The following is a 24,254-nucleotide window of genomic DNA, read 5'->3' as shown; positions in this document are numbered from 1 at the left end:
AGGTTCGCGCGCAGGCGCAGGCGAACCTCCAGTGTGCCGCATCCGCCACGATAGCCGCCGTGACCGCGGTTTAGACCATGGTCGTACGCGGCGTCTGAACGCGGGTTTTTACGACCAATGGCGAATGGCCCCTCCCCGGCCCGGCGCGCAGTCTGGCCGCAGTCGCGCGCCCTGCGCGGCATTCCTCGGGAGGGAATCATGTCCATTCGCATCGCATCGCCGGCGGGGAGCGCGATCCGGCGGCGCCCGCTGGCCGCGGCTTTGCTGGTCGCGCTGACGTTGCCCGGTATGGCCTACGCCCAGACGGCGAAGGAAAAGGAGCTGGAGGCGCGCGTCGCCCAGCTCGAAGCCATGGTCCAGCAGTTGGTCTCGCAACAGCAGCAGCAACAAAGCCAGATCGCCGAGGTCAAGACCGCGCAAGCAACCGCGCCCGCGGCGCCGGCCGCGACGCCCGGCAAGCCCGCGCTGCAGACCGCCGCGATCACGCCCGGCGCCAATCCGGGCACCCGCTTCAGCTACGGCGGCTTCATCAAGCTCGACGCCTCGGTCACCCAGACCAACGACGGCGACATCGCCGACGGTTCGGTCGGGCGCCTGTTCTACGTGCCCAAGGCCATTCCGGTCGGCGGCGGCCGCACCCGCGAGGGCGGCACCGACACCGACATGGGCGCGAACTTCTCGCGCTTCTGGTTCGCGGCCGACACCGACCTGGACAGCGGCGACAAGCTCAAGGCCTACCTGGAGTTCGACCTGTTCGGCGGCGGCACCACCGCCTTCACCGGCAACGAGATCGCCACCAACACCTATGCCCTCACCTTGCGCCAGGCCTACGTGACCTGGAACAACTGGCTCGCCGGCCAGGCCTGGTCCAACTTCCAGGACACCGCGGCGCTGCCGGACACGGTCGACTTCCTCGGCCCCACCGAAGGCACGGTGTTCGTGCGCCAGGCCCAGCTGCGCTACACCAAGGGCCCGTGGTCGTTCTCGATCGAGAACCCGGAGACGGTGTACACCCCGTTCCGCGGCAACATGGCCCAGGTCGCCGGCGACGACGGCAGCATGCCGGACCTGACCGCGCGTTACACCGCCAAGGGCGACTGGGGCCACTTCGGCGTCGGCCTGCTCGCGCGCCAGCTCAAGTACCAGACCGGCCCGGTCAACGACAGCAGCACCGGCTACGGCGCCAGCGTCTCGGGCAAGTTCAATCTCGGCAAGAACGACGACCTGCGCTACATGGTCACCGCCGGCAGCGGCATCGGCCGCTACGTAGGCCTGGCCTTGAACAACGACGCCGTCCTGGACGCCACCGGCAACCTGGAGAACATCGACCTGATCAGCGGCTTCGTCGGCTGGCGTCACGTGTTCAGTCCGAAGCTGCGCACCAACCTGTTCTATTCGCGCGCCGAGTACGACAACGAGACCGCGCTGACCGGCCTGGGCATCACCAAGTCGGCGCAATCGGCGCACGTCAACCTGATCTATTCTCCGCTGCCCAAGCTCGATATCGGCGCGGAGCTGATCTGGGGCAAGCGCGAACTCGAGAACGGCGACTCCGGCGAGCTCAACCGCCTGCAGACGCACGTCAAGTACAGCTTCTAACCTCTAGGGGAACGCATCATGTCCAGCGTCACCGCCACCGCGTCGCCCGGATCCGGCGAGCTCACCAAAGGCCACAAGAAGGTCATCTTCGCGTCCAGCCTGGGCACCGTATTCGAGTGGTACGACTTCTATCTGTACGGTTCGCTCGCCGTAATCATCGGCAAGCAGTTCTTCGGCGGCCTCAACGACACCAGCCAGTTCATCTTCGCCTTGCTGGCCTTCGCCGCCGGCTTCGCGGTACGTCCGTTCGGCGCGCTGGTCTTCGGCCGCCTGGGCGACATGATCGGGCGCAAGTACACCTTCCTGGTCACCATCGTGATCATGGGCCTGGCGACCTTCCTGGTCGGCATCCTGCCCAGCTACGCCACCATGGGCATCGCCGCGCCGATCATCCTCATCACCCTGCGCCTGGCCCAGGGCCTGGCCCTGGGCGGCGAGTACGGCGGCGCGGCGACCTACGTCGCCGAGCACGCGCCACACGGGCGGCGCGGCCTGTACACCAGCTTCATCCAGACCACCGCGACCCTGGGCCTGTTCCTGTCGCTGCTGGTGATCTGGGGCTGCCGCAACTACTTCGGCAAGGAAGCGTTCGAGGAATGGGCCTGGCGCATTCCGTTCCTGGTCTCGGTGGTGCTGCTGGGCGTGTCGGTGTGGATCCGCCTGCAGTTGGCCGAATCGCCGCTGTTCCAGCAGATGAAGGCTGAAGGCAAGACCTCCAAGGCGCCGATCACCGAGAGCTTCTTCTCCAAGAACGGCAAGATCGCCCTGCTGGCCCTGCTCGGCGCCACCGCCGGCCAGGCCGTGGTCTGGTACGGCGGCCAGTTCTACTCGCTGTTCTTCCTGACCAAGACCCTGGGCCTGGATCCGAACCGCGCCGACATCCTGATCGCCATCGCACTGGCGCTGGCCACCGGCGGCTTCATCCTCTTCGGCTGGCTGTCGGACAAGATCGGCCGCAAGAAGATCGTGCTGGCGGGCTGTCTGATCGCCGTGTTCACCTACTTCCCGGTGTTCAAGGCGCTGACCCACAACGTCAATCCGGCGCTGGAGTCGGCGGTGGCGAAGTCGCCGGTCACGGTGAACGCCGATCCGGACCGCTGCGCGTTCCAGTTCGACCCAGTCGGCAAGGCCACCTTCAAGCAGTCCTGCGACATCATCAAGTCCGCGCTGGCCAAGAAGGGCATTCCCTACGTCAACGCCCCGGCCGCGGCCGGCAGCGTGGCCACGGTGTCGGTCGGCGGCATCAACCTGAGCAGCTTCGAAGGCGAAGCGCTGGGCAAGGACGAGTTCAAGGCCCAGTCCGACGCGTTCGCCAAACAGCTGGGCGATGCGCTGAAGACCGCCGGTTATCCTTCGAGCGCCGACCCGGCCCAGGTCAACACGCCGGTGGTGATCGCGCTGCTGACCTTCCTGGTGCTGCTGGTGACCATGGTCTACGGACCGATCGCGGCCTGGCTGGTCGAGCTGTTCCCGACCCGCATCCGCTACACCTCGATGTCGCTGCCCTACCACATCGGCAACGGCTGGTTCGGCGGCTTCCTGCCGTTCACCGCCTTCGCCATCGTGGCGGCCACCGGCAACATCTATAGCGGCCTGTGGTATCCGATCATCGTGGCCGCGATGACGGTGGTGATCGGCGCGCTGTTCCTGCCGGAAACCAAGGACGTCGACATCCGCGACTGAGGTCGCCCCCCGAACGACCCCCACGTCGTATGCGGTAAGGACAACGCCGGCGCAAGCCGGCGTTGTTCTTTTTAGGGGCACTCTGGCGCCTATCGCGGAGCTGCGCTTATGCTTCCGACGACCGCGGCCGCGGGAACAAGGGAATGTCGATCATGGAACTATCCGATCAGGTTCATGAACGCGTGCAGGCGCTGTCCGCACAGGGCGACGCCAGCGCGGAACAGGGGCGCTATCGCGAGGCCGTGGACAGGTACGTCGAGGCCCTGGGCCTGCTGCCAGAGCCGATCACCGACTGGGAAGCCGCCACCTGGCTGCTGGCGGCGATCGGCGATGCGCACTTCCTCGCCGGCGAGTACGACCACGCGCGCGCCGCGCTCACCGACGCGATGCATTGCCCGGATGCGATCGGCAATCCCTTCCTGCATCTGCGCCTGGGCCAGTCGCAGTTCGAACTGGGCAACCTGGAGCGCGCCGACGACGAACTCACGCGCGCCTACATGGGCGGCGGCCCGGACATCTTCGAGCACGAAGACCCGAAGTACTTCGCTCATCTCAAGACCGTGCTGAACCCGCCCGCGAACGGCGACTGGTAGCGCAGGGAACCGTAGCCATGAACCGGCCAGACGCCGCCACACGACGTGCCTTGCTCAAACAATGGAAGCAAGGCCAGCGCCAACGCGCGCGCGCCGAATTCCCGCTAGACGAGGTGCGACTGGCGCGATTCTTCGACGAGGTGGAAGCCTTACGCGCCCGCCACGGCTGCTTCCACGACACCCGTCACGCGATGCGCAGCATCGACGCCATGGCCCTGACCGACGACGAAGCGAACGCCCTGCTCGACTGGTGCCAGAGGCATGGCGGCCACTGCGATTGCGAGATCGCGGCCAATACCCATCAGCACTGGCTGGAGTCGCGCGACGGCGCGACCGCGGCCGGCTCCGGACGCTCGACATGAAACCGGCTATCCGCCCCTACGATCCCGCCAGCGAGTTCTACATCTCCGAGCAATGCCACGTCGTCGAGCTGTCCAACGGCGACGACGATCCCGAGCTGTCGATCGCGCAGGTGCGAGTGACCCCGGGCGTGACCACGCGCTGGCACCGGCTCGTCGGCACCGCCGAGCGCTATGTGATCGTCGAGGGGCGCGGGTGCATCGAGATCGGCGATCTGCCACCGCAGGAAGTGGGACCGCGCGACGTGGTGCTGATCCCGCCGGGCTGCCGGCAGCGCATCGCCAATCTGGGCCATGGCGACCTGGTGTTCCTGGCGATCTGCACGCCGCGCTTCCGCCCCGAGGCCTACGAGGACGTCGACGAAGCGCCGCTGCCCTGCAGCTTCGACGACGCTTAGCGTCGCCCGCCGCCGGCGCGCGGCGAGCCGTCTGCGGCGACCGCGAATCGCCCGCTGTCGGCGAACGCGCCTTCGATCGCGCGCGCCAGGCGCGCGCCGTAGCGCCCGTCCGGATCCAGATCCGGGTCGTAGATAGTCAGTTCCAGGCCCACTGCCTTCGGGCTCGCCAGCAGCGGCGCCAACAGCGCGCGCAGTTGCGCGTAGCTCAGCCCGCGCCCGTTGGGTGAATCCACCGCGGGCATCGCCCTTGCATCCAGCACGTCGGCGTCGACGTGGATCCAGTAGCCCTGGGTGTCGGTGGCCTCCAGGCGCGCACGCGCGTCGGCGCCGGCCGCCCGCGCGCTGCGGCGTATCGCATCGACGCCGATGGTGTGGATGCCGGAAGCGTCGAAGGATTCGGTCTCGGCGTAGTCGCTGTCTTGCTGCGTGCGCGACAGGCCGAGCTGGACCACGTCGGACTCGCGCAGGTAGGGCGAGAGACGATCGATATCGGTCAAGGCCGCAGGGCCGTGTCCGGTCGCCAGGCCCAGGTCCAGGCCGGCCGCGGTGTAGTAGCCCCGGTAGCGCTTGCGGTCGCGCGCGTAGGAGTAGTCGTCGTGCGCATCGACGAAGGCCAGGCCGTAACGGCCGCGGCGCTTGAGCGCCAGACCGGAACCGAGCAGCACGCTGCAATCGCCGCCGAGCACGAGCACGAACTCGTCGCCGTCGAGCAACGGCCCGAGGCGGTCGGCGAGCGTGCGCGAATACCCGGCCAGGGCGCTGCCGTTGCGGAAGCCGACAACACGATCGGGATCGGGCGAGTACACGGGCGCCTGGACGCGCCCGGCATCGCGCGCGCCCAGGCGCTGCAGCAGGCCGGTCGCGCGCAGCGCGGCGGGCGCCTTGCGCGCGCCGGGCTCGACGCCCGGTGCGGGCGGACGCAGGCCGAGGTTGCTGGGCGCATCGACGGCGACGATGCGCGTCGCCGGCACTGTGGCGTTCGATTCGGTACCGGCGGATGCGGCCGGCGCGCAGGCGCTGCCGGCCATGCCCATGCCGGCGGCGAGCAGGCCGGTTTCCAGGCAGCGACGCGCGAGGCGCAGATTCCGGCTCATGCCGAATAACCTCTAAATTAAGTTTTGACGGTTATAGGCGCGCGAGCATAACCTGTCAATATCGCTTAGCAGGTTACGCATGCGCATCGAACACCACGCGTTCAAGCCCGCCGATCTGGTCGCCGGCCATCTCGCCCTCGACCTGGTCAACACGGTCACCGCGCGCGATACCCAGCCGCGCGACTGGCTGGACGACTACGACGCCCTGTTGCGCTGGGCGCGCCAATCCGGCCACTACGCGCGCGCCGATCTGGCCTGGCTGGAGGAACGGAGCCGGGCCGAGCCGGCCAAGGCGGCCGCCGCGCTGGCCCGCTGCAAGACCCTGCGCGAGGCGCTGTGCGCGATCCTGTACGCGCTCTCGCAAGGCACGGCGCCGGCCGAGAGCGATCTGGCGATCCTGGACAAGGCGCGCCTGGCCGCGTCGTCCGCGGCCAGGCTGGTCGCGCGCCAGGGCCGCCTGCGGGCCGAGTGGTCGGTCGAGCGCTGCGGCCCCGACCTGATCGCGCACACCGTGGTCGCCCATGCGATCGATCTGCTCAAGGACGCCCAGCTCGATCGCCTGCGCATCTGCGACGGCCACGACTGCGGCTGGGTGTTCATCGATACCTCCAAGAACGGGCGCCGGCGCTGGTGCGATATGGCCACCTGCGGCAACGTCGCCAAGGCGCGCCGGCACCAGCAGCGCGGCGCCGCCACGCGCTGAACGACGCCGGCAAACGCGCGTGCGCGTCGATGCCGCGCGCTCACGCCGATGCTAGGGTGCGCAGACGCCGGAGCACGCCATGATCCCGATCCGCACCGCCCTCTTGTCCGCCACGCTCTTGCTGAGCGCCTGGCCGGCCGCCACCGCCCGGGCCGCCGACGACATCGATTTCGTGCGCGGCTGCTGGGCCACGCGCGCGACCCCGGGCGGCCCGGTCGACGGGTTCCTGCGCCTGCTGCCCGATCGCGAGGTCGAAGGCGTGCTCAGCGGACACGCCATGAGCGCCGGCGGCGACCCGCCGGTGTCGCGTCTGGACCTGATGTTCGCGCGCGACGGCAGCACGCTGGGCCTGCGCCGGCCGATTCCGAACTACCAGGCCCTGGACGCGCGCCTGCTCGGCCACTACCGGCGCGTGCCGCAGGTCGGCAAAACCCTGCTGACCGGCGGCGGCCAGGTCGCGGCCTATGCGCAGGACGAGGCCAGGGAATGGATCGTGGTCAAGGCCCACCATGAGCGCCTGTCGATCCAGTTGATCGACGGCGACGGCCGCGTGCTCGAAACCTACTTCGACGGCGAACGCGACGGCTGCGACTGAGCCGCGTTACAGCACCTTGGCGTCGCGCAGGCTGCGCGCGGCCAGGTCGATGGCGGCGTTGGCGTCGAGATCGCGCGCGCCGACCACGCAACTGACGAACACATAGGCGCGCCGGCCGCGCTGGACGTGGCCGATCAGCCAGCGCACGCCGCGGCCTTCGCGGTCGCTGGTCGAGCCGGTCTTGGCGCCGAGCACGGCGCCGGCGGGCCAGGGCGCGGCGAACGCCTGCGCGCCGCGCGCATTGACGACCTGGCCCTGCGGCTGCACCAGCATCGCCCTGACCTGGGCCTGCGCGCGCTTGGACAGCGGCAGGCGATCGGCGTAAAGATCCAGCAGGAAGCCTTGTTGCTCCTGCGGCGAGATCGTCAGCGTGTCGCCCAGCCAGAACCGGGTCGGCGCGCCGCTCGCGTCCTGGTTGCCGTAGTGCAGCTTGCGCAGGTAGTCGGCCTCGCGCTTCGGGCCCAGCCGCTGGGCGATCCGCTGGAAGTACCACACCACAGAATGGCGCATCGCCGAGGCCAGATCGTGATCGCGCCGCGACGACGCCGGCCAATCGCCCTGGCCGTCGTAGACCATGCGCTCCGCGGGGCCGGAGACCGCGCCCGCATCCAGCGCGAACAGGGCGTGCGCGACCTTGAAGGTGAAAGCCGGGCTGTAGCGTTGCGCGCAGGCCTGGGCGGGATCGCGGCGCAGCTCGCCGACGCCGACCTCGTACAGCAGGAAGCAGGACTCGCCCGCGGCCCGGGGCGCATCGGCCGCGCGCGCGGACGGCGCGAGCAAGGCGCCCGACAACGCGATCGCAACCAGCAGAAGACGGTATCGGCTCATGCGCGGCCCTGCGGGTGTGGAATGGGCGCGAGTCTACTGCGGCGGCGAGGCCAGTTCGCGCGCGTCCAGCGACCCGTCGCGGTTGCGATCCTGCTTGCGGAAGGTGTCGGCCAACTGCGCCCGGTGCTGGTCGCGGGTGAGCGCGCTGGTGGCGCTGCGACGGCCGGGCGGAAACTCCCCGGGCTCGAGCACGCCGTCGCGGTTCTTGTCCATGGCGTCGAAGCCGTAGCTCAGCCAGTCCTGGTATTCGACCAGGGCGATCTTGCCGTCGCCGTCGCTGTCCATGCGCGAGAGGTAGTCGCCGGTGGACCGCACCTGGGCCGCGCCGATGGCGGGCGCCAGCACGAACAGGCAGGACGCGAGGGCGATGAGCGGACGACGCATGCGCGGGAACCGGACCGAGGTTGTCGCGCAGCCTGACCTGCGCGCGCGGCGCAGACAAGCCCGCCCGCGCGGCGTATGGGACACGATTCAGGCTGCGGGGCCGGCAAGGACGTACGGCCGGCCACGAGGGCCGGCCGTACGTGGGCGATAACAGGGGAATCGCCCTGGGGGAGCGGGTGACGCAGCCGCTTACGGCAACTGGCAGCAGCCGCCGGTGCGGTGACCACCGTACTTGCAACCCGGCTTGGTGGGGCAGCCGGTGTCGGGATCGGTGCCGAACGCCTGGGCGGCGCCGAATCCCAGGGTGCCGACGATAGCGATCGCGAACGCGACCGCCTGCAGACGCTTAGACAAAGCCTTCATCGTTCTCTCCATTGCGATGATCCGACCGCCACATGCCGTTCCGTGGCGCGCAACGCGGTCAGGATGGTGGGTACCTGCTCCTTGGTATCTAGTTTTCCGACATGCGAATAGACGACGCGGCCGTCGCGGTCGACCACGACCAGCAGCGGCACCAGGTTGACCTTGAACAGCGCGCGGATCTTCGGCGTCGACAGGGCGACCGGAAAGCCGAAGCCGCGTGCGCGCAGATAAGCGTTCAGGCCCGGCGCATCCGGGCGCGCGACGCCCAGCATCTGCACCTGGGCGGGATCGTGTCGCTGCAGGTCGCGCGCGATGTCGAGGATCGCCGGCACCGAGGCCTCGCAGACCGGGCAGCTGGGATCGAAGAAATACAGCACCTGGCGCTCGCCCGCGGCGCGGCCGAGCACGACGGAAGCACCGGAAAGCGTGGCGGCTTCGGCGCTGGGCAGCCAGGTGCCGACCTGCGGCCGGACGCCTTCGTCGATCAGTGCGGCGTAGTCGCGGCGCAGCTGGCGGTTCTGCACTCCCAGCGCCACGACCAGGGCGCAGGCCAGCGCCAAAGCGACATAGGCATAGCTCTCCCTGCGCATACACGCACCTCCCTGTGGCTGTCGCCTGCGTATCGCGCGCATGCCGCGCCGATCGCGTCCTTGCATCGAAGCTAACACCGCCCGCGCGAACGCCGCAACCGAATGCGCAACAGTGAGACTTCGGTGTGAAGACGCGACGGCGCGCGGCGCGCAAACAAAAGCCCGCGCATCGCTGCGCGGGCTTCAGGGCGTGCTGCGGCGCGGCAGGATCAGGCGCGCGCGGGCGCCAGCGCGTAGCCCTTGAGGCGTGCGGAGAACGCCTGCAGGGCCTGGATGCCGCTGGCCTCGGCCTCGGCGCACCAGGCGTGCAGCTTCTGCAGCGTCGCCTGAGCGTCGTGCGAGCGATCGTCGAGCACCTGCGCCAGGCGCTGGCGGAAATCGGCCAGGGTGGCCATGCGCGGACGCTCGGCGACCCAGTTCTGCAGGCGCTCGCGGGCGTCGCCGTCGAGCCAGCGGCCGCCGTCGGCCAGGCCCTTACGCAGCTTGCGCGGCAGCGCGCGCATGCGGTCGCCGGCGTTGCCGGCCTCTTCGCGCAGCGCCGGCAGGGTGACGCTGCGGTAGTAATCGGTCATGGCCTGGAAGCGGATCGCGAGCAGGGCCTTGAGGGTTTCGGCGTCGGGCATGGCGATGTTGGGGCGCACGTCCAGCGACGGCGCCACGCGCAGCACATTGGCCAGGCGCAGCTTCTCCAGGCCGCGGATCGCGAACCAGCCGATGTCGAACTCCCACTTGCGCAGCGCGAACTTGGCCGAGCTGGGGAAGGCGTGGTGGTTGTTGTGCAGTTCTTCGCCGCCGATCCAGAAACCCCACGGGGTCAGGTTGGTCGCGGTGTCGGTGGTTTCGAAATTGCGGTAGCCCCACCAGTGGCCCAGGCCGTTGACCACGCCGGCGGCCCAGAACGGAATCCACAGCATCTGCAGCGCCCAGATCGCCACGCCGGCGAAGCCGAACAGGGCGAAGCTGATCAGCAGCAGCAGGGTCGGGCCCTTGGTGGCGTGCGGGGTGTAGAGCTTGCGTTCGATCCAATCGTCCGGGCAGCCCTTGCCGTACTTCTCGATGTCCTCGCGTTCGCCGCGCGCCGCGCGGTAGAGCTCGACGCCGCGCCACATCACCGTGTCGATGCCCTTGAACTGCGGGCTGTGCGGGTCTTCCTCGGTCTCGCACTTGGCGTGGTGCTTGCGATGGATCGCGGCCCACTCCTTGGTGATCATCGAGGTGGTCAGCCAGGTCCAGAAGCGGAACAGGTGAGCCAGGGCCGGATGGAAGTCGACCGAGCGGTGCGCCATCGAGCGGTGCAGGTACAGCGTCACCGACATGATGGTCAGCTGGGTGACCACGAGGAAATAGACGGCGAGTTCCCAGAAGCTGGCCTGGATCAGGCCGCCGGCGAGGAAATCGAGCAAGGAAGCGGGCATTGGATGGAACTCCGGGGCGTATCTGAAAACCGACGACCGGCCCGCGTGCGAGCCGGAGGGGAGCCGCTTGGAGACGGGCTCCCGCGCGGGATGATGCCACCCCGGCCATACCGTTCGCGCCGGTACGGGCTGGTTCTGTGATGGGGGTCGCCGGGCCGGCGCGCAAGACGGCATCGAGGCGCCGCGGGGGCCTGAGCTTCAGCCTGCGTAGGGTCTTCGGGATCGCGGCGCGGGCGGGGGCCGCCGGCCATCGCCCGGGCAGGGCCAGCGGCCAACTTCGGCGATACTCAGCGCCCTGGCGCGCGATTTCGACTCAACTACCGCGATCTTGCGGCTTTTCCGGCACCGGGCCGGGCTCGGCTCTGGCATGCATCTTGGGCCCCGACGACTCCAGCAGCGCCGCCGCGATGCGCTGGCGGGCGCGTGCCTGCTGGTCCTGGCCGTAGCGCCGTAGCGCCTTGCGATCGGCGGGCGCGAACGGCGAGCCGCGGCCGCAGTGATCCAGCAGCAGGGCCAGGTCCTGGGCCACGCCCAGGCGCTCGGCGATGCGCTTGTCCAGATCGGGAGCACGCACCTTCAGCCCGGCCGCCTTCAGCGCCCGCCGCTGTTGCGAGAGGCGACGGGCGCGCCGGCGCCAGCGGTGCCAGGCCTCGTCGTCGCCGTCGCCGCGGGCGTGCGCGCCGGCGCGGTCCATGCGCGCGCGGCTGGCGGCGACCGCCTGCTGCAGGCCCTCGGAGTCCAGCCGGCCCCAGGCCAGCGCGGCGGCGGCGGCGCGCAGCACCGCCAGCAGGGCGCGACGGCCGCCGAGCTCGGGATCGGCGGCCAGGGCCTGACGCGCGCGTTCGGCGCGCGCGCCCGCGGCCACCCGGCGGGCGCGGCGCAGCAGGCGCACGGCCTCGGGATCGGCGCTGCGCGCAGCCAGTCGGTCCAGGGTCTCGACCAGGGCATGGGCATCGCGCAACGTCGACAGGCCGCGGTTGAGCCGGCGCAGTTCGCGGTCGACCAGGGCCTGCCCAGGCCCCAGGGCCGCATCGCCCAGGGCCAGGGTGGCGCGGGCGCGGCGCAGGCTCTTGCGCGCCAGGTGCACGCCCTCGTGCACCTGCCCGCCGCGGCGCGCGAGCTGAGCGGCGGCGGCGTCGAGTTCGCCCAGCGCATAGGCGCGCAACGCGAACGCGAGCCGCGTATTCGCGGACGAGGCGGCGCTGTCTGCGGCAGGGTCCGACACGCGAGCTCCGACGGCGGCCGCGCGGGTGGCGGTCCGGCGCGACGATAGTACGCTTGCGCCATGCCCGAATTGCCCGAAGTCGAAACCACCCGCCGCGGCCTGGCGCCGCACTTGGAAGGCCGCGAAGTGGTCGCCGCGATCCTGCGCCGGCCCGACCTGCGCTGGCCGATTCCGCACGAGATCGAGACCGAGCTGCCCGGCCAGCGCATCGCGGCCGTGCGCCGACGCGCCAAGTACCTGCTGCTGGACACCGCGGCCGGCAGCGCGCTGCTACACCTGGGCATGTCCGGCAGCCTGCGCGTGCTGCCCGCCGATACGCCGGTGCGCGCCCACGACCACGTCGACCTGCTGCTGGATTCCGAGCGCGTGCTGCGCTTCAACGACCCGCGCCGCTTCGGCTGCCTGCTCTGGCAGCGCCCCGGCGAAACCCACGAACTGCTGCGCGCGCTCGGCCCGGAACCGCTGTCGGACGACTTCCACGGCGATTACCTGTTCGAGCTCAGCCGCGGCCGCAAGGCGCCGGTCAAGACCTTCCTGATGGACCAGAGCGTGGTGGTCGGGGTCGGCAACATCTACGTCGCCGAGGCCCTGTTCGCGGCCGGCGTGTCGCCGCTGCGCGCGGCCGGCAAGGTCTCGCGCGAGCGCTATGGCGAGCTGGCCGGCGCGATCAAGACCATCCTGGGCTACGCGATCCAGCGCGGCGGCACCACCCTGCGCGACTTCATCAGCCCCGACGGCGCGCCGGGCTACTTCGAACAGGAACTGGCCGCCTACGGCCGCGGCGGCGAGCCCTGCCCGCGCTGCGGCCGGGCCCTGAAGCAGGCCTCCGTGGGCCAACGTACGACGGTCTGGTGCGGTCACTGCCAACGTTGACTTGGCAGGGGTGTCTAGGCAATTTTGATGCCAACTCGGCGGATGCGCCGTGCCAAGATGAACACGTTATAGTCGCGCCTTGCCCCGGGGAACACGATGGCCGAAAGCGCTGACATCACCCTGTTGTTGGACGCCGCGCGCGAGGGCGATCGCGGAGCGCTGGACCGCGTCCTGGCGACCCTGTACCACGAGCTGCACACCATGGCGCGGCGCCAGCTCGCCGGCCAGCACGGCCAGACCCTGGACGCGACCGCGCTGGTGCACGAGGCCTACCTCAAGCTGGTCGGGCGCCGCGAGGCCCAGTTCGACGACCGCGCCCACTTCTTCGCCTACGCCGCCTCGGCCATGCGCAGCGTGGTCGTGGACTACGCCCGCCAGCGCCTGGCGCAGAAGCGCGGCGGCGACCTGCACCGGGTCACCGAACTGCCCGACGACGTCGAAGGCGGCCTGCGCCTGGACGAGGACACCCTGGGCCTGGACACCGCGCTGACCAAGCTGGCCGCGGTCGATCAGCGCCTGGCCCAGGTGGTCGAGCTGCGCTACTTCGCCGGATTGTCGGAGCTGGAGATCGCCGCCCTGCTGCAGCGCTCCGAACGCAGCATCCGCCGCGACTGGCAGAAGGCCCGCCTGTTCCTGTTGGCGTCGCTCAAAGACAGCTGAGCATCGCCGCCCGTGGACGCCGAGCGTTGGCAACGGCTGTCCCCCCTGCTCGACGCCTTGTTCGAGCTCGATCCAGCGGCGCGCGCGGCGCGCCTGAGCGAGCTGCGCGATGAAGATTCAGAACTCGCCGACGAACTGCAGACCCTGATCGCGCTGGAGGAAGGTCACGAAGACTTCCTCGCCGAACCGCTGGTCGCGGCCCTGGCCGGCGCGCGCGCCGGCAGCACGGTCGGTCCCTATCGGCTGGAAAGCATGCTCGGCGAAGGCGGCATGGGCCAGGTCTGGCTGGCCTCGCGCGCCGACGGCCTGTACCAGCGCCGGGTCGCGCTGAAACTGCTGCGCCCCGGCCTGGCCGACACCAACCTGCGCATCCGCTTCACCCGCGAACGCCAGATCCTGGCGCGCCTGGCGCATCCGCACATCGCCCGCCTGCTCGACGCCGGCATCAGCACCGACGGCCTGCCCTACCTGGCGCTGGAATACGTCGAAGGCGAACCGATCACCGACTACTGCCGCAACCAGTCCACGCCGCTGGACAAGCGGCTGCACATGTTCCGGCAGATCTGCGATGCGGTCAGCCATGCCCACGCCAACCTGATCGTCCACCGCGACCTCAAGCCGTCCAACATCATGGTCACGCCGGGCGGCGACGTGCGCCTGCTCGATTTCGGCATCGCCAAACTGCTGGACAGCGAAGCGCCGGTGCCCGAGCAGACCCGCACCGGCGTGCGCGCCTTCACCCTGCACTACGCCGCGCCGGAGCAGGTGCGCGGCGAGCCGGTCACCACCATGACCGACGTCTACTCGCTGGGCGTGGTGCTGTACGAACTGCTGACCGAGACCAAGCCCTACCGGCTCAAGCGCCAGACCGACGCCGAGTGGGAAGAGGCGATCCTGGCCGCCGATCCGCTGCGGCCTTCGCAAACGGTGTTGCGCAACGCCGAGAGCACCGGCGAGGAAGGCCCGCCGCCGGACAGCGCGGCGCTGCGCCGGCATGCGCGCCAGCTCGCCGGCGACCTCGACAACATCGTGCTCAAGACCCTGTCCAAGCGCCCCGAGCAGCGCTACCCCTCGGTCGAGGCGCTGGCGCTGGACTTGCAACGCTTCGAGGCCGGCCGTCCGGTGCAGGCGCGCGCGCAGAGCCTGGGCTATCGCTTCAACAAGTACGTGCAACGCCATCGCTGGGCGCTGGCGACCGCGACCCTGGTGACCCTGGTGCTGGGCGCGGCGCTGGCGATCGTGGCCTGGCAGGCGCGCCAGGCCGTGCGCGAAGCCAGCCGCGCGCAGGCGATGCAGGACTTCATGGTCGGCCTGTTCGAAAACGCACGCGGCACGCCCGAAGGCGAGGCCCTGGACCTGCGCGGCCTGCTCGACGCCTCGGTCGCGCGCGGCAACCGCGAACTCGCGCGCCAGCCGCGCGCGCGCGCCGAGCTGCTGGGCGTGGTCGCGCGCCTGCGCACGGGCTTGGGCGACTACAACGAAGCCAAGGTCCTGCTGGACCGCCAGGCCAACATCATCGACCTCACCGACGACATTCCGCCCAGCCTGCGCCTGGAATCGCTGACCCAGCGCGGCCAGGTGCTGCGCCTGCTGGGCGAATCGCGCACCTGCATCGAACTCATGCAGCCCTGGCTGGACAGCGCGCGCCGCGAACAGGCGCAACTGCCGACCCAGGCGGCCGAGTTCTATTCCCAGCTCGGCCGCTGTCGCCGCGTCAACGGCGAACGCCAGGGTGCGCGCCAGTTGTTCGAACGCTCGCTGGCGCTACGCCGCGAAGTCCTGCACAACGAAGCCGGCGAAGTCGAAAACCTGATGGACCTGGCCGGCTTGCAGGCCGACGTCGGCGAAACCCGCGCCGCGCTCGAAGGCTTCGAACGCGCGCGCAGCCAACTGCGCCAGAACGGCGGCGAGAAGCACCCACTGCTGGTCGAGATCGGCTGGAACATCGCCGCGCGCCAGCGCGACTTGGGCATGACCGACGCCTCCGAACGCGAAGCCGCCAACGCGCTGGCGATCGCCCTGGAAGTCAACGGCCGCCAGCACCCCACCACCCTGTCCGCGCGCCGCCAACTCGCCGCCATCCATGTCGATCAAGGCCGCTTCGCCCTGGCCGAGGACGAATTCCGCCAGATCCGCGATCTGCTCATCGCGCGCCTGGGCGCCGACCACACCGACCTCAGCGCCACCTACAACAGCCTGGGCGTGATCGCCTGGGAACGCGGCCGATTGTCCGAAGCCGTGTCCGCCCTGCGGCGCGCGATCGAGATCGCCCGCAAGCACGGCGACACCGGCCGCCTCTCCGGCACCTTGTTCAACCTGGCGATGGTGCTGCACGAACAGGGCCGCAACGGCGAAGCCCTGGCCCTGCTCACCGAATCGCGCCGCCTGCGCGACGCGCGCTACGGCGTCGACCACCCGCTGCTGGGCGACACCGACCGCCTCGAAGGCGAAGTGCTGCTGTCCCTAGGCGAACGCGACCGCGGCCTGGCCCTGCTCGGCGAAGCGGTGCGCCAGACCCGCAGCGGCTACGGCGGCACGCATTCGCACACGCGCCGCGCCGAACTCAGCCTGGCCAATGCCCAGGCCCTGGCCGGCGACGCCGCTGCGCTCGCGCAACTGGACGCGCTATCGGCCCTGCCCAACTCCGACGCCGAACTGCGCAAGATCGGCTGGCTGGCGCAGGCTTACGCCGCGCGCGTGCGTTGCGTCGGCACCGCTCGCGCCCCGGCGCGCGAGCGCCTCGACATCCTGCATCGCACGCTATCCACGCAACGGCCGGACGGCAGCGTGATCGGGCGGGAGATCGAGGGGATCAGGGCGAATTGCGGCGTCTAGCTGATAGACCCCGCACGAGCATCCCTCACGAAATCTTTATCGCTGCGAACTCGAACCAAGCATCGTGCTCACAGCTTCAATTCCCGCGTTGTTGCTAACTCCAAAACATTCAGTGCAAGCGGCTAAACGCTACAACGGCAACGACGCCTGCAATGGTTCGATCGTCCCCTCGCCGCGCATCACCCGCTTGTACTCCGCGCGCGAGACCGAGATGTAGCGGTCGTTGCCGCCGATCTCGACCTGCGGGCCGTCGAGCACCGCGCGGCCGCGTTCGTCCACGCGCACGGTCATGGTCGCTTTCTTGCCGCTGTGGCAGATGGTCTTGATCTCGGTGAGCTCGTCGGCCCAGGCCAGCAGGTATTGGCTGCCTTCGAACAGCTCGCCGCGGAAGTCGGTGCGCAGGCCGTAGCACAGCACCGGGATGCGCAACTGGTCGACGACTTCGCTGAGCTGCCAGACCTGCGAGCGGGTCATGAACTGGGCTTCGTCGACCAGCACGCAGTGCAGGGCGCCGTGGGCGGCGATGTCGGCGCGGATCAGCGCCTCCAGGTCCTGGTCGTGGCCGAAGCCGATGCCGTCGGCCTGCAGGCCGATGCGCGAGGCCACCGTGCCGCTGCCGGCGCGGTCGTCCAGGCGTGGGGTCAGGATGGCCACGCGCATGCCGCGTTCGCGGTAGTTGTGCGCGGACTGCAGCAGGGTGGTGGTCTTACCGGCGTTCATCGCCGAGTAGTAGAAATAGAGCTTGGCCATGGGCCTAGTGTAGGCATCCGCGGCGCAAGTTCCGAGATTGCGCGGGGGGCGGGGGCGTGCTTGTGCGGGGGTTGAAGCGGCTTGGGTGCGGCCGGGTGGGTGGAGCAAATCCCCCCTAGCCCCCCTTTTTTAAAGGGGGGAACCGCCGGGGTTGGAGGTAGGTGCTGGGAAGACGATCCCGCCGCGCTCTGCCTCCCCCTTTGGAAAAGGGGGGGGGAGGGGGATTTGCTTCTGCGACCCGACCCTACTCGCCCTCCGCCGCCTCGACCTTCTTGACCTCGCCGACCTCGACCTGGCCGGTCAGGGTGCGCAGCAGCAGGCCCTGGTCCTTCCAGTAGGCGTCGGTGCGGGTGCGGTGCGGGCCATAGAACTCGCCCGGGCTGACGCCGCGCAGGGCCTGGGTCGAGACCGCGCTGCCGCCTCCGCCGGCCCAGATGTCGGGCTTGCCCAGGCCCACGTCCAGGCGCGCGGTCTGGGCGCCGGCGCGGCTGCCGGTCTGGCTGCGGGCGAAGTGGCGGATGTGCGAGTTGATGCGCGGCAGGGTGGTCGCGTCGCCGTAACGGGCGTAGTGGGCCTCGCCCTGCACGGCAACCTGCACCTGCTGCTCCGGCGTCAACGATTCCCAGATCTTCTCGCGCATCGCCAGCAGCTCGGGATTGTCGCCGCGCTCGGCCGCGAGGTCGGCCCAGACGTAGGCCAGGACGGGATCGCGCGGCGTGCCCTCCCCGTACCAGTGCATCATGCTCAGGAAGTGCTGGGAATACTTGTCGGCATAGCGCGCGGCGTGCTGGAACTGCTTGATCGCTTCGCCATGGCGGCCGTTGTCGTAGGCCCAGATGCCGTGCCAGCGATGCAGCTCGTTCGGGTGGCCCGCCGACTGCAGTATCGCGGACTGGTAGATGTCCAGATTGGTGGCGCGCTCGCGCTGCTGCGCCAACGGTGCGGCCGAGGCGGCCAGGGGCAACAGGCAGGACAGCAACAGCAGCGGGCGGGTTTTCATCTACGGCTCCTTGTGGATGTCTGTTCGCGGCGAAGCTCTTAGGGTCGGACGGCGGCGTCGCCGGAGTGCGTTGCCGCCCGTGAATGCTCAACGATCGGGCGGGCTGCGAACCTTGCTCGGCCTACCGACTTCGACCGTGCCCAGGTCGAGCTGGCGGTCCTGCTCCTTCCAGTACGCGTCCAGCCGCTGCAGGCCGCCCTGCTTGCCGTAAAGCTCGTCCGGGGAAGCCGCTGCGGCGATCGCATAGGCGGCGGCGTTGCTGCCGGCGCCGACCGCGAAGGCGCCGTTGACCGGCGCGCCGGAGATGGTCAGCGGCTGATTGCGATAGCCGACGCGGCTGCCGGTCATGTCGCGCGCGAAGCCGCGGATCTGGCTTTCCGCGCGCGGCTTGGCGGCTTGGTCGCCGTAGCGTGCGTAGTAGTCGCCGCCCTGGGCCTCGACCTGCGCGCGCTGCTCCGAGGTGAGCTGCGCCCACATGTTCTCGCGGATCGCCAGCAGCCGGCGCGAACCGCGCTCGGCCGCGAGGTCGGCCCAGATGTAGCCCTGCACGCGATCGGGCGCGCGGCCCACGCCGTGCCAGCACATCAGGCTCAGATAGTGCTGCGAGTACTTGTCCGCGTATTGCGCGGCATGGCGGAAGCGTTCGTCGGCCTCGCCGTAGCGGCCCTGCACGTAGGCCTTGAGGCCGTACAGGCGATGCTCTTCGTTCGGACGCCCCTTGGCGGCCAGCACCATGGAATCGATGTCCATGTAGCGGGCGTCGGTGAGCTTGAGCGGCTCGGCCGCGGCCGCGGCCAGCGCCCAGCCAAGCGCGCAAGCCAGAAGCGGCCATCGGCTGCGATTGGGTATCGGCATGGCGGGCGCCTCCGGCGCGACACGGACGCGGCTGCGTTCGTGTCGGCCGGTTTAGCACCGGCTGCCGGCCGGAACAATGCCCGGCGTCGGCATTTCGCGCCGTCGCCGACGTGTGGTCGGGCGGGCTCGGCCCGCCCGACTCAGGGCGTCGGCTTGGGCGCCGGCTCGTCGGGGACTTCGGGCGCCGGCGCGTCGATATTCGGCGTACCCGACTGAATGCGGGTACCCACCGCCTGCCCGGCTTCGACCTTTTCGACATCGCCGACGTCGACGCGGCCGACGCGCGGCTTCATCCAGATCTGGTCGTGCCACTGCGCGTATTGCTTCGGATCCCAATAGCGTTCGTCGTAGAACTTGGTGCCGGAGATGACCTGCTCGCTGCCGCCGGGACCGGGCACGATGATCTGCAGGTTGCCGGTGGCGCCGGTACGGCTGCCGGTGGTCTGGCGACGGCCGCGGCGCAACTCACGGTCCAGGCGCGCGCGCGCGGCGGTATCGCCGTTGACCGCGTACAGTTCCGGCCCCTCGCTCAGCGCGCGGGCGCGCTCGGCTTCGCTCAAATCGTTCCAATACTTCTCGCGCAAGCCGAGGAAGCCGCGATAGCCGCGCTCGGCGGCCAAATCCATCCAGACGTACGCCAGCGCGCGGTCCTGCGGCGCGCCCTCGCCCTTCCAGAGCATCTCGGCGACCATGCCCTGCGAGGCTTTGTCGGAGTAGTAGCCGGCGCGCTTGAAGAACATCAGCGCCTTTTCGAACCTCTGCGCCTTGTACGCGTCCAGACCGAGCAACCGGTAGCGCAGGTCGGGGTGATAGGTGAGGAAGCCCGCGCTGATCATCAGCGGGTCATCCACCGGGTCCGGCGGCGGCGCGGCCCGTTTCTCGGCCGCGACGGCCCCCAGCGACAGCGGCAGCAAGGCCAGCAGGAGGATCGTCATACGCATTAGCTTCAGTTCCTTCTTTTTCGTTTCTGTAGGTCCCAAGGGGACAGGTTAACCGGTCGCGGCGGCCCGAACGGGTAAACTCATGGGCTAGATAGACCGGCCCACCGGCCGAAAGATGACAACGATGCACGGCCTCAACCCCCCCCAACGCGCCGCCGTCCTGCATACCGACGGCCCCCTGCTCGTGCTCGCCGGCGCGGGCAGCGGCAAGACCCGCGTGATCGTCGAGAAGATCGCCCACCTGATCGCCTCCGGCCGGATGCCGGCCAAGCGCATCGCGGCGATCACCTTCACCAACAAGGCCGCCAAGGAAATGAAGGAGCGCGTCGCCAAGCGCATCCGGGGCGACGCCGCCGAAGGCCTGACGATCTGCACCTTCCATGCCCTGGGCCTGCGCTTCCTGCAGATCGACCACGCCAAGGCTGGGCTGCGGCGCGGTTTCAGCGTGTTCGACAGCGACGACTCCGCCGCCCAGATCAAGGACCTGCTGCCGCCCGGCAGCAAGCCCGACGTGCTGGACAACATGCGCAACCTGATCTCGCGCGCCAAGAACGCCGGCCTCTCGCCCGAGGAGGCGCTGAACCTGGCCGCCAGCCCGCGCGAGATGGAGGCGGCGCTGCTGTACCAGCGCTACCAACAGCGCCTGAGCACCTTCAACGCGGTCGACTTCGACGACCTGATCCGCCTGCCGGTGCAGATGCTGGAAGCCGACGAGGACCTGCAGCTGGCCTGGCGCGAGCGCATCGGCTACCTGCTGGTGGACGAGTGCCAGGACACCAACGACGCCCAGTACCGCCTGCTCAAGTGCCTGGCCGGCACGCGCGGCCTGTTCACCTGCGTGGGCGACGACGACCAGTCGATCTACGCCTGGCGCGGCGCCAATCCCGACAACCTGCTGGAGCTGGGCAAGGACTACCCGGCGCTGGAAATCGTCAAGCTGGAGCAGAACTACCGCTGCAGCAACCGCGTGCTGCGCGCGGCCAACACCCTGATCGCGAACAACCCGCACGAACACCCCAAGACCCTGTGGAGCGACCAGGCCGACGGCGAGCGCATCCGGGTCTGGGAGTGCCGCGACAGCGCCCACGAGGCAGAAAAGGTCGCCAGCGAGATCCATTTCCTGGCCCAGAAGCACAGCGCGCCCTGGAGCGATTTCTGCATCCTGTTCCGCGGCAACCACCAAAGTCGCGCGCTGGAGAAGGCGCTGCAGCTGCTGCGCGTGCCCTACCACCTCAGCGGCGGCACCGCGTTCCTGGAACGGCACGAGGTCAAGGACGCGCTGTCCTGGCTGCGCCTGATCGCCAACCCCGACGACGACGCCGCCTTCCTGCGCGCGGTCACCTCGCCCAAGCGCGAAGTCGGCGCGACCACGCTGGCCAAGCTCGCCGAACTGGCGCAGCAGGCGCACATGCCGATGTCGCGCGCGGCCGAGTCGGTCGGCGCGCTCAAGCAGCTGCCGCCGCGCGCGGCCAACGCGCTGGACGGTTTCGTCAACATCGTGCGCTCGCTGCGCGGCGAAGCCCAGCGCATCAGCCCGGCCGAACTGGTACGCGTGCTGGGCGAGCGCAGCGGTCTGCTCGCCTCGATCCGCGCCCAGTGCAAGGACGAGGCCAGCTTCCAACGCCGCAAGCAGAACCTGGAGGAGCTGTCGGACTGGTTCGACGGCGGCAAGGGCGCCGGCCCCGGCGAACTGGCCGCGCAGCTGGCCCTGCTGTCGCACGCCGACAAGGGGGAGGCCGGCAACCAGGTGCGGCTGATGAGCCTGCACGGCGCCAAGGGCCTGGAGTTCCGCTACGTGTTCATCGTCGGCGTCGAGGAAGGCAACCTGCCGCACGAGGCCAGCATCGAGGAGGGCCGCCTCGACGAGGAGCGTCGCCTGATGTACGTGGGCATCACCCGCGCCAAGGAAGCGCTGTACCTGTCGCACTCGCGCGAGACCCAGCGCTGGGGCGACCGCATCCGCCTGCAGCCCAGCCGCTTCATCGACGAACTGCCGGTGGGCGAATTGCAGCGCGACGGCGCCGACCCGGTCGCCGACGCGGCGCGCAAGCAGGAACGCGCCAGCGCCGGCTTCGCCGCAATCAAGGCCTTGCTGGAAGGCTGAGCCCCGCCATGACCTCGGACCCACACCGCGCGCTGCGCATCCGCGACATCGCTCCCGGCGACCATGCCGCGGTGCTGGCCTTGAACCTGGAATCCGAAGCGCTGCTCAGCCCGATGGACGCGGCGCGCCTGCGCGCCCTGCTGGACGAGACGGCCTACCGGCGCGTGCTGGTCGACGGCGAGCAGGTACTGGCCTTCCTGCTCGCATTCCGCGAGGGCTGCGGCTACGACAGCCCGAACTACCGCTGGTTCCAGGCGCGTTACCCGCGCTTTCTCTACATCGACCGGATCGCGGTGGCGTCGACCCAGCAGGGACGCGGGCTGGGCGCCGTGCTGTACCGCGATCTGTTCGAGTTCGCGCGCGCCTGCGGCGTCGGCACGGTGGCCTGCGAGTTCTACAGCCAGCCCTTGAACGAAGGCTCCAGCCGCTTCCACGCCAAGTTCGGCTTCAGCGAAGTGGGCACCCAATGGGTCGCCGAGGGCCGCAAGCAAGTTTCGTTGCAGATCGCCACGCCCTGAGCGGCGCACGGCGCAAGCGGCAACGGGATTGCGCGTCCGCGACGGTTGCGGGATGGTGCGAATCCCCGCCCCCAGGACCCGCCCATGCCCGCCTCCCTCGTCTTGTCGCGTAGCGTCTTCGTCGCCGCCCTGTTCGCGGCCGGTTCGGCCTGCAGCGGCGAACGGCCCGAGTTCCTGAAATCGCCCGACCCCGCCGCGGCCAGCCTGCCGTTCTCCGAGGCGGTGCGCAGCGGCGACCTGCTGTTCCTGTCGGGCCAGATCGGCACCGCCGAAGGCAAGAACGAACTCGTGCCCGGCGGCATCGCGGCCGAATCGGACCGCACCCTGCAACGCATCGAGGACGTGCTCAAGCGCCACGGCGCGTCGATGGGCGACGTGATCAAGTGCACCGTGTTCCTGGCCGACATCAAGGAGTGGCCGGCCTTCAACGAGGTCTACCGCCGCCATTTCCAGGCGCCCTATCCGGCGCGCAGCGCGCTGGCGGCGTCGGGCCTGGCGATGGACGCGCGCGTCGAGGTGGAATGCATCGCGCAGGCGCCCAAGCGCTAGGGCGTATCGCGGCGCCGGTCTCTCGCGGCGATGCGGTTCGCCGGCGGCTCATCGCATCCTGCGAGCCTTGCCGCCGGCGCGGCATTGCCGCGCAAGGAACCGGCTCTCGTGCGCGTATTGGCGCCATGCCACACTCCCGACCGGGACGATAAGGATATCGGGCGATGCACGAACAGGCGGTCCTGGTAGCGAACCATCCACTGCTCGGCGCGGCCGGCACGCCGGTTACCATCGGCATGGTCGAGCGCCATTACGCCGACTCGGCGTCGGCCAACGCCGCCGCGACGTTCCGCTGCGCCGATCAGCACTGCAACGTGAGCGTGCGCTGCGTGATTCCGGCACCGTCCAAATCCGGCCGCAAGACCAGCCCGGGCGCCTATTTCCGCGGCCGCCACAAATCCGGTTGCACGCGTGCGCCGGTAGCGACGATGGCGGCGCCCGTGCCGGTCGTCGCGGCCGTTCCGGCCAGCCCGAACCGCGGCCAGATACCGACCGTATGGATCCCTCCCGCCATGCCGGGCTCGCCCGTGGTGGCCGGCGCGCCCAGCGGCGGCGGCGGATCCGGGAAGAGCGGCGCCGGACGCCTGGGCCACGGCTCGGGCACCAGCCAGCCCCAGTCGGCCCTGGTCGCACGCTTCGCCGACGAATGGCTGGCCATGAATGCGACGCTGCAGCGCTCCACGCCGTTGACCGCGCCGTGGAATCCCGGCGGCACCTACCATTCGGCGGTGCACTCGATCGGCTACCACCCGACCACCGACGTGGTCGGCGTGGGCGAACGCATCTTCGGCGGCGTGCTGGCGACGGTGCTGGCGGTGAAGACCGGTTACGTGCTGACCCTGACCGAGAAGAACGCCGACGGCCGCGATCTCACGATCTGGGTCCAGAGCATCAGCTTCCAGCACGGCAGCGCCGGCACCGCGCTGCAGGCCCGCTTGGCCGCGCTGGCACAGACGCCGCCCATCGGGCTGCGGGTGTTCGCGCTGGGCGAGTTCATTCCGCAACGGAGGCCGCAGCGCCATTGGTACGCGCTGCCGATCGTCCACCCGCATTACCTGCATCTGATCTGAGAACGGCGCACCGCCCCTTTACGCCCACCAGGCGGCGCAACGCCGACTGCCCTGTTGCCGTTGCCATTGCCGTTGTCGTTGCCGTTGCTGTTGCTGTTGCTGTTGCTGTTGCTGTTGCTGTTGCTGTTGCTGTTGCTGTTGCTGTTGCTGTTGCTGTTGCCCCAGCATTGGAATCCATAGCCCCGCACCCACGCGATCAACCGTAGACCCGAAGGGCGGCGCGCAGGACGCGCGCCGTTTTTCGAATGGACAAGGATGTCCATTCGAAAA

General features: G+C 69.8%; 26 protein-coding genes. 15 read left to right on the top strand and 11 right to left on the bottom strand.

Annotation, left to right across the window (positions count from 1 at the left end):
* The first annotated feature begins 198 nt into the window (after window positions 1-198).
* From V1318_RS20630 to V1318_RS20610, 5 genes are all read left to right on the top strand, one after another.
* On the top strand, window positions 199-1,599 hold the full coding sequence (locus tag V1318_RS20630) for a DcaP family trimeric outer membrane transporter (protein ID WP_332941649.1): 1,401 nt from the start codon (window positions 199-201) through the stop codon (window positions 1,597-1,599).
* Between the two features lie 18 nt (window positions 1,600-1,617).
* On the top strand, window positions 1,618-3,282 hold the full coding sequence (locus V1318_RS20625) for an MFS transporter (RefSeq protein WP_332941648.1): 1,665 nt from the start codon (window positions 1,618-1,620) through the stop codon (window positions 3,280-3,282).
* A gap of 152 nt (window positions 3,283-3,434) precedes the next feature.
* Complete coding sequence (locus V1318_RS20620) at window positions 3,435-3,875, top strand: tetratricopeptide repeat protein (RefSeq protein ID WP_332941647.1); 441 nt, start codon at window positions 3,435-3,437, stop codon at window positions 3,873-3,875.
* Between the two features lie 17 nt (window positions 3,876-3,892).
* Window positions 3,893-4,237, top strand: a complete 345-nt coding sequence (locus V1318_RS20615) for a DUF2695 domain-containing protein (protein WP_332941646.1) — start codon at window positions 3,893-3,895, stop codon at window positions 4,235-4,237.
* Window positions 4,234-4,632: a cupin domain-containing protein gene (locus tag V1318_RS20610; RefSeq protein WP_332941645.1), complete on the top strand. Its 399-nt coding sequence runs from the start codon at window positions 4,234-4,236 to the stop codon at window positions 4,630-4,632. The genes V1318_RS20615 and V1318_RS20610 overlap by 4 nt, the downstream gene beginning before the upstream one ends.
* On the opposite strand, the gene V1318_RS20605 is transcribed toward V1318_RS20610, so the two are convergent.
* Window positions 4,629-5,726, bottom strand: coding sequence for an arginase family protein (locus V1318_RS20605; RefSeq protein WP_332941644.1), 1,098 nt, complete (start codon window positions 5,724-5,726; stop codon window positions 4,629-4,631). The genes V1318_RS20610 and V1318_RS20605 overlap by 4 nt on opposite strands.
* 79 nt (window positions 5,727-5,805) lie before the next feature.
* On the opposite strand from V1318_RS20605, the gene V1318_RS20600 reads away from it, so the two are divergent.
* Together V1318_RS20600 and V1318_RS20595 are read left to right on the top strand one after the other, a co-directional pair.
* Window positions 5,806-6,429: a CGNR zinc finger domain-containing protein gene (locus V1318_RS20600; protein ID WP_332941643.1), complete on the top strand. Its 624-nt coding sequence runs from the start codon at window positions 5,806-5,808 to the stop codon at window positions 6,427-6,429.
* Window positions 6,430-6,508: 79 nt separating this feature from the next.
* Window positions 6,509-7,024, top strand: a complete 516-nt coding sequence (locus V1318_RS20595) for a hypothetical protein (protein ID WP_332941642.1) — start codon at window positions 6,509-6,511, stop codon at window positions 7,022-7,024.
* A gap of 6 nt (window positions 7,025-7,030) precedes the next feature.
* On the opposite strand, the gene V1318_RS20590 is transcribed toward V1318_RS20595, so the two are convergent.
* From V1318_RS20590 to V1318_RS20565, 6 genes are all read right to left on the bottom strand, one after another.
* Complete coding sequence (locus tag V1318_RS20590) at window positions 7,031-7,852, bottom strand: penicillin-binding transpeptidase domain-containing protein (RefSeq protein ID WP_332941641.1); 822 nt, start codon at window positions 7,850-7,852, stop codon at window positions 7,031-7,033.
* Between the two features lie 33 nt (window positions 7,853-7,885).
* The gene (locus V1318_RS20585) at window positions 7,886-8,236 is read right to left on the bottom strand and encodes an EF-hand domain-containing protein (RefSeq protein WP_332941640.1); all 351 of its coding nucleotides are present in this window, start codon (window positions 8,234-8,236) and stop codon (window positions 7,886-7,888) included.
* 189 nt (window positions 8,237-8,425) lie between these two features.
* Window positions 8,426-8,599, bottom strand: coding sequence for a hypothetical protein (locus tag V1318_RS20580; protein ID WP_332941639.1), 174 nt, complete (start codon window positions 8,597-8,599; stop codon window positions 8,426-8,428).
* Complete coding sequence (locus tag V1318_RS20575) at window positions 8,596-9,189, bottom strand: redoxin family protein (RefSeq protein WP_332941638.1); 594 nt, start codon at window positions 9,187-9,189, stop codon at window positions 8,596-8,598. The genes V1318_RS20580 and V1318_RS20575 overlap by 4 nt, the downstream gene beginning before the upstream one ends.
* Window positions 9,190-9,398: 209 nt before the next feature.
* Entirely contained in the window at window positions 9,399-10,604 is a 1,206-nt protein-coding gene (locus V1318_RS20570) for a fatty acid desaturase (RefSeq protein ID WP_332941637.1), read from the bottom strand.
* A gap of 313 nt (window positions 10,605-10,917) precedes the next feature.
* On the bottom strand, window positions 10,918-11,829 hold the full coding sequence (locus V1318_RS20565) for a CHAD domain-containing protein (protein WP_332941636.1): 912 nt from the start codon (window positions 11,827-11,829) through the stop codon (window positions 10,918-10,920).
* A 60-nt stretch (window positions 11,830-11,889) separates the two neighbouring features.
* Here V1318_RS20565 and mutM point away from each other — a divergent pair, with 60 nt between their 5' ends.
* The 3 genes from mutM (at window position 11,890) to V1318_RS20550 (ending at window position 16,197) form a co-directional block, all read left to right on the top strand.
* Window positions 11,890-12,702 carry a bifunctional DNA-formamidopyrimidine glycosylase/DNA-(apurinic or apyrimidinic site) lyase gene (gene mutM, locus V1318_RS20560; RefSeq protein WP_332941635.1) on the top strand — a complete coding sequence of 271 codons (813 nt, stop codon included), beginning with the start codon at window positions 11,890-11,892 and terminating at the stop codon, window positions 12,700-12,702.
* Window positions 12,703-12,798: 96 nt separating this feature from the next.
* Window positions 12,799-13,362, top strand: coding sequence for an ECF-type sigma factor (locus V1318_RS20555; RefSeq protein ID WP_332941634.1), 564 nt, complete (start codon window positions 12,799-12,801; stop codon window positions 13,360-13,362).
* Window positions 13,363-13,374: 12 nt separating this feature from the next.
* Entirely contained in the window at window positions 13,375-16,197 is a 2,823-nt protein-coding gene (locus V1318_RS20550) for a serine/threonine-protein kinase (RefSeq protein WP_332941633.1), read from the top strand.
* 129 nt (window positions 16,198-16,326) lie between these two features.
* On the opposite strand, the gene V1318_RS20545 is transcribed toward V1318_RS20550, so the two are convergent.
* The 4 genes from V1318_RS20545 to V1318_RS20530 form a co-directional block, all read right to left on the bottom strand.
* On the bottom strand, window positions 16,327-16,947 hold the full coding sequence (locus tag V1318_RS20545) for a thymidine kinase (RefSeq protein ID WP_332941632.1): 621 nt from the start codon (window positions 16,945-16,947) through the stop codon (window positions 16,327-16,329).
* Window positions 16,948-17,191: 244 nt separating this feature from the next.
* A complete protein-coding gene (locus tag V1318_RS20540) occupies window positions 17,192-17,947 on the bottom strand; it encodes an SEL1-like repeat protein (RefSeq protein WP_332941631.1) in 756 nt (251 codons plus the stop codon).
* An 87-nt stretch (window positions 17,948-18,034) separates the two neighbouring features.
* Window positions 18,035-18,802, bottom strand: a complete 768-nt coding sequence (locus tag V1318_RS20535) for a hypothetical protein (protein WP_332941630.1) — start codon at window positions 18,800-18,802, stop codon at window positions 18,035-18,037.
* A gap of 140 nt (window positions 18,803-18,942) precedes the next feature.
* Entirely contained in the window at window positions 18,943-19,743 is an 801-nt protein-coding gene (locus tag V1318_RS20530; RefSeq protein ID WP_332941629.1) for a hypothetical protein, read from the bottom strand.
* A gap of 124 nt (window positions 19,744-19,867) precedes the next feature.
* Between V1318_RS20530 and V1318_RS20525 the strand changes: the two genes are divergently transcribed.
* From V1318_RS20525 to V1318_RS20505, 5 genes are all read left to right on the top strand, one after another.
* Complete coding sequence (locus V1318_RS20525; protein ID WP_332941628.1) at window positions 19,868-21,847, top strand: UvrD-helicase domain-containing protein; 1,980 nt, start codon at window positions 19,868-19,870, stop codon at window positions 21,845-21,847.
* Between the two features lie 8 nt (window positions 21,848-21,855).
* Complete coding sequence (locus V1318_RS20520) at window positions 21,856-22,365, top strand: GNAT family N-acetyltransferase (RefSeq protein ID WP_332941627.1); 510 nt, start codon at window positions 21,856-21,858, stop codon at window positions 22,363-22,365.
* 84 nt (window positions 22,366-22,449) lie between these two features.
* Window positions 22,450-22,914 carry a RidA family protein gene (locus V1318_RS20515; protein ID WP_332941626.1) on the top strand — a complete coding sequence of 155 codons (465 nt, stop codon included), beginning with the start codon at window positions 22,450-22,452 and terminating at the stop codon, window positions 22,912-22,914.
* Between the two features lie 164 nt (window positions 22,915-23,078).
* Entirely contained in the window at window positions 23,079-23,984 is a 906-nt protein-coding gene (locus V1318_RS20510) for a hypothetical protein (RefSeq protein WP_332941625.1), read from the top strand.
* A gap of 54 nt (window positions 23,985-24,038) precedes the next feature.
* Entirely contained in the window at window positions 24,039-24,164 is a 126-nt protein-coding gene (locus V1318_RS20505; protein ID WP_332941624.1) for a hypothetical protein, read from the top strand.
* Window positions 24,165-24,254 lie beyond the last annotated feature (90 nt).

Origin of the sequence: Lysobacter sp. CCNWLW3, from assembly GCF_036697405.1 — a bacterium.
GTDB lineage: Bacteria > Pseudomonadota > Gammaproteobacteria > Xanthomonadales > Xanthomonadaceae > Lysobacter.
Note: the sequence above shows the minus strand (reverse complement) of the source record. Positions and strands in the feature narration are given on the sequence as shown.

Excerpts from the sequence above, each read along its gene's own strand:
- V1318_RS20520 (WP_332941627.1), top strand. The coding sequence starts at position 21,856 with ATGACCTCGGACCCACACCGCGCGCTGCGCATCCGCGACATCGCTCCC.
- V1318_RS20625 (WP_332941648.1), top strand. The coding sequence starts at position 1,618 with ATGTCCAGCGTCACCGCCACCGCGTCGCCCGGATCCGGCGAGCTCACC.
- V1318_RS20570 (WP_332941637.1), bottom strand. The coding sequence starts at position 10,604 with ATGCCCGCTTCCTTGCTCGATTTCCTCGCCGGCGGCCTGATCCAGGCC.
- V1318_RS20555 (WP_332941634.1), top strand. The coding sequence starts at position 12,799 with ATGGCCGAAAGCGCTGACATCACCCTGTTGTTGGACGCCGCGCGCGAG.
- V1318_RS20620 (WP_332941647.1), top strand. The coding sequence starts at position 3,435 with ATGGAACTATCCGATCAGGTTCATGAACGCGTGCAGGCGCTGTCCGCA.
- V1318_RS20605 (WP_332941644.1), bottom strand. The coding sequence starts at position 5,726 with ATGAGCCGGAATCTGCGCCTCGCGCGTCGCTGCCTGGAAACCGGCCTG.
- V1318_RS20535 (WP_332941630.1), bottom strand. The coding sequence starts at position 18,802 with ATGCCGATACCCAATCGCAGCCGATGGCCGCTTCTGGCTTGCGCGCTT.
- V1318_RS20610 (WP_332941645.1), top strand. The coding sequence starts at position 4,234 with ATGAAACCGGCTATCCGCCCCTACGATCCCGCCAGCGAGTTCTACATC.
- V1318_RS20630 (WP_332941649.1), top strand. The coding sequence starts at position 199 with ATGTCCATTCGCATCGCATCGCCGGCGGGGAGCGCGATCCGGCGGCGC.
- V1318_RS20515 (WP_332941626.1), top strand. The coding sequence starts at position 22,450 with ATGCCCGCCTCCCTCGTCTTGTCGCGTAGCGTCTTCGTCGCCGCCCTG.
- V1318_RS20510 (WP_332941625.1), top strand. The coding sequence starts at position 23,079 with ATGCACGAACAGGCGGTCCTGGTAGCGAACCATCCACTGCTCGGCGCG.
- V1318_RS20525 (WP_332941628.1), top strand. The coding sequence starts at position 19,868 with ATGCACGGCCTCAACCCCCCCCAACGCGCCGCCGTCCTGCATACCGAC.
- V1318_RS20600 (WP_332941643.1), top strand. The coding sequence starts at position 5,806 with ATGCGCATCGAACACCACGCGTTCAAGCCCGCCGATCTGGTCGCCGGC.
- V1318_RS20545 (WP_332941632.1), bottom strand. The coding sequence starts at position 16,947 with ATGGCCAAGCTCTATTTCTACTACTCGGCGATGAACGCCGGTAAGACC.
- V1318_RS20540 (WP_332941631.1), bottom strand. The coding sequence starts at position 17,947 with ATGAAAACCCGCCCGCTGCTGTTGCTGTCCTGCCTGTTGCCCCTGGCC.
- V1318_RS20595 (WP_332941642.1), top strand. The coding sequence starts at position 6,509 with ATGATCCCGATCCGCACCGCCCTCTTGTCCGCCACGCTCTTGCTGAGC.
- V1318_RS20580 (WP_332941639.1), bottom strand. The coding sequence starts at position 8,599 with ATGAAGGCTTTGTCTAAGCGTCTGCAGGCGGTCGCGTTCGCGATCGCT.
- V1318_RS20615 (WP_332941646.1), top strand. The coding sequence starts at position 3,893 with ATGAACCGGCCAGACGCCGCCACACGACGTGCCTTGCTCAAACAATGG.
- V1318_RS20530 (WP_332941629.1), bottom strand. The coding sequence starts at position 19,743 with ATGCGTATGACGATCCTCCTGCTGGCCTTGCTGCCGCTGTCGCTGGGG.
- V1318_RS20585 (WP_332941640.1), bottom strand. The coding sequence starts at position 8,236 with ATGCGTCGTCCGCTCATCGCCCTCGCGTCCTGCCTGTTCGTGCTGGCG.
- mutM (WP_332941635.1), top strand. The coding sequence starts at position 11,890 with ATGCCCGAATTGCCCGAAGTCGAAACCACCCGCCGCGGCCTGGCGCCG.
- V1318_RS20590 (WP_332941641.1), bottom strand. The coding sequence starts at position 7,852 with ATGAGCCGATACCGTCTTCTGCTGGTTGCGATCGCGTTGTCGGGCGCC.
- V1318_RS20575 (WP_332941638.1), bottom strand. The coding sequence starts at position 9,189 with ATGCGCAGGGAGAGCTATGCCTATGTCGCTTTGGCGCTGGCCTGCGCC.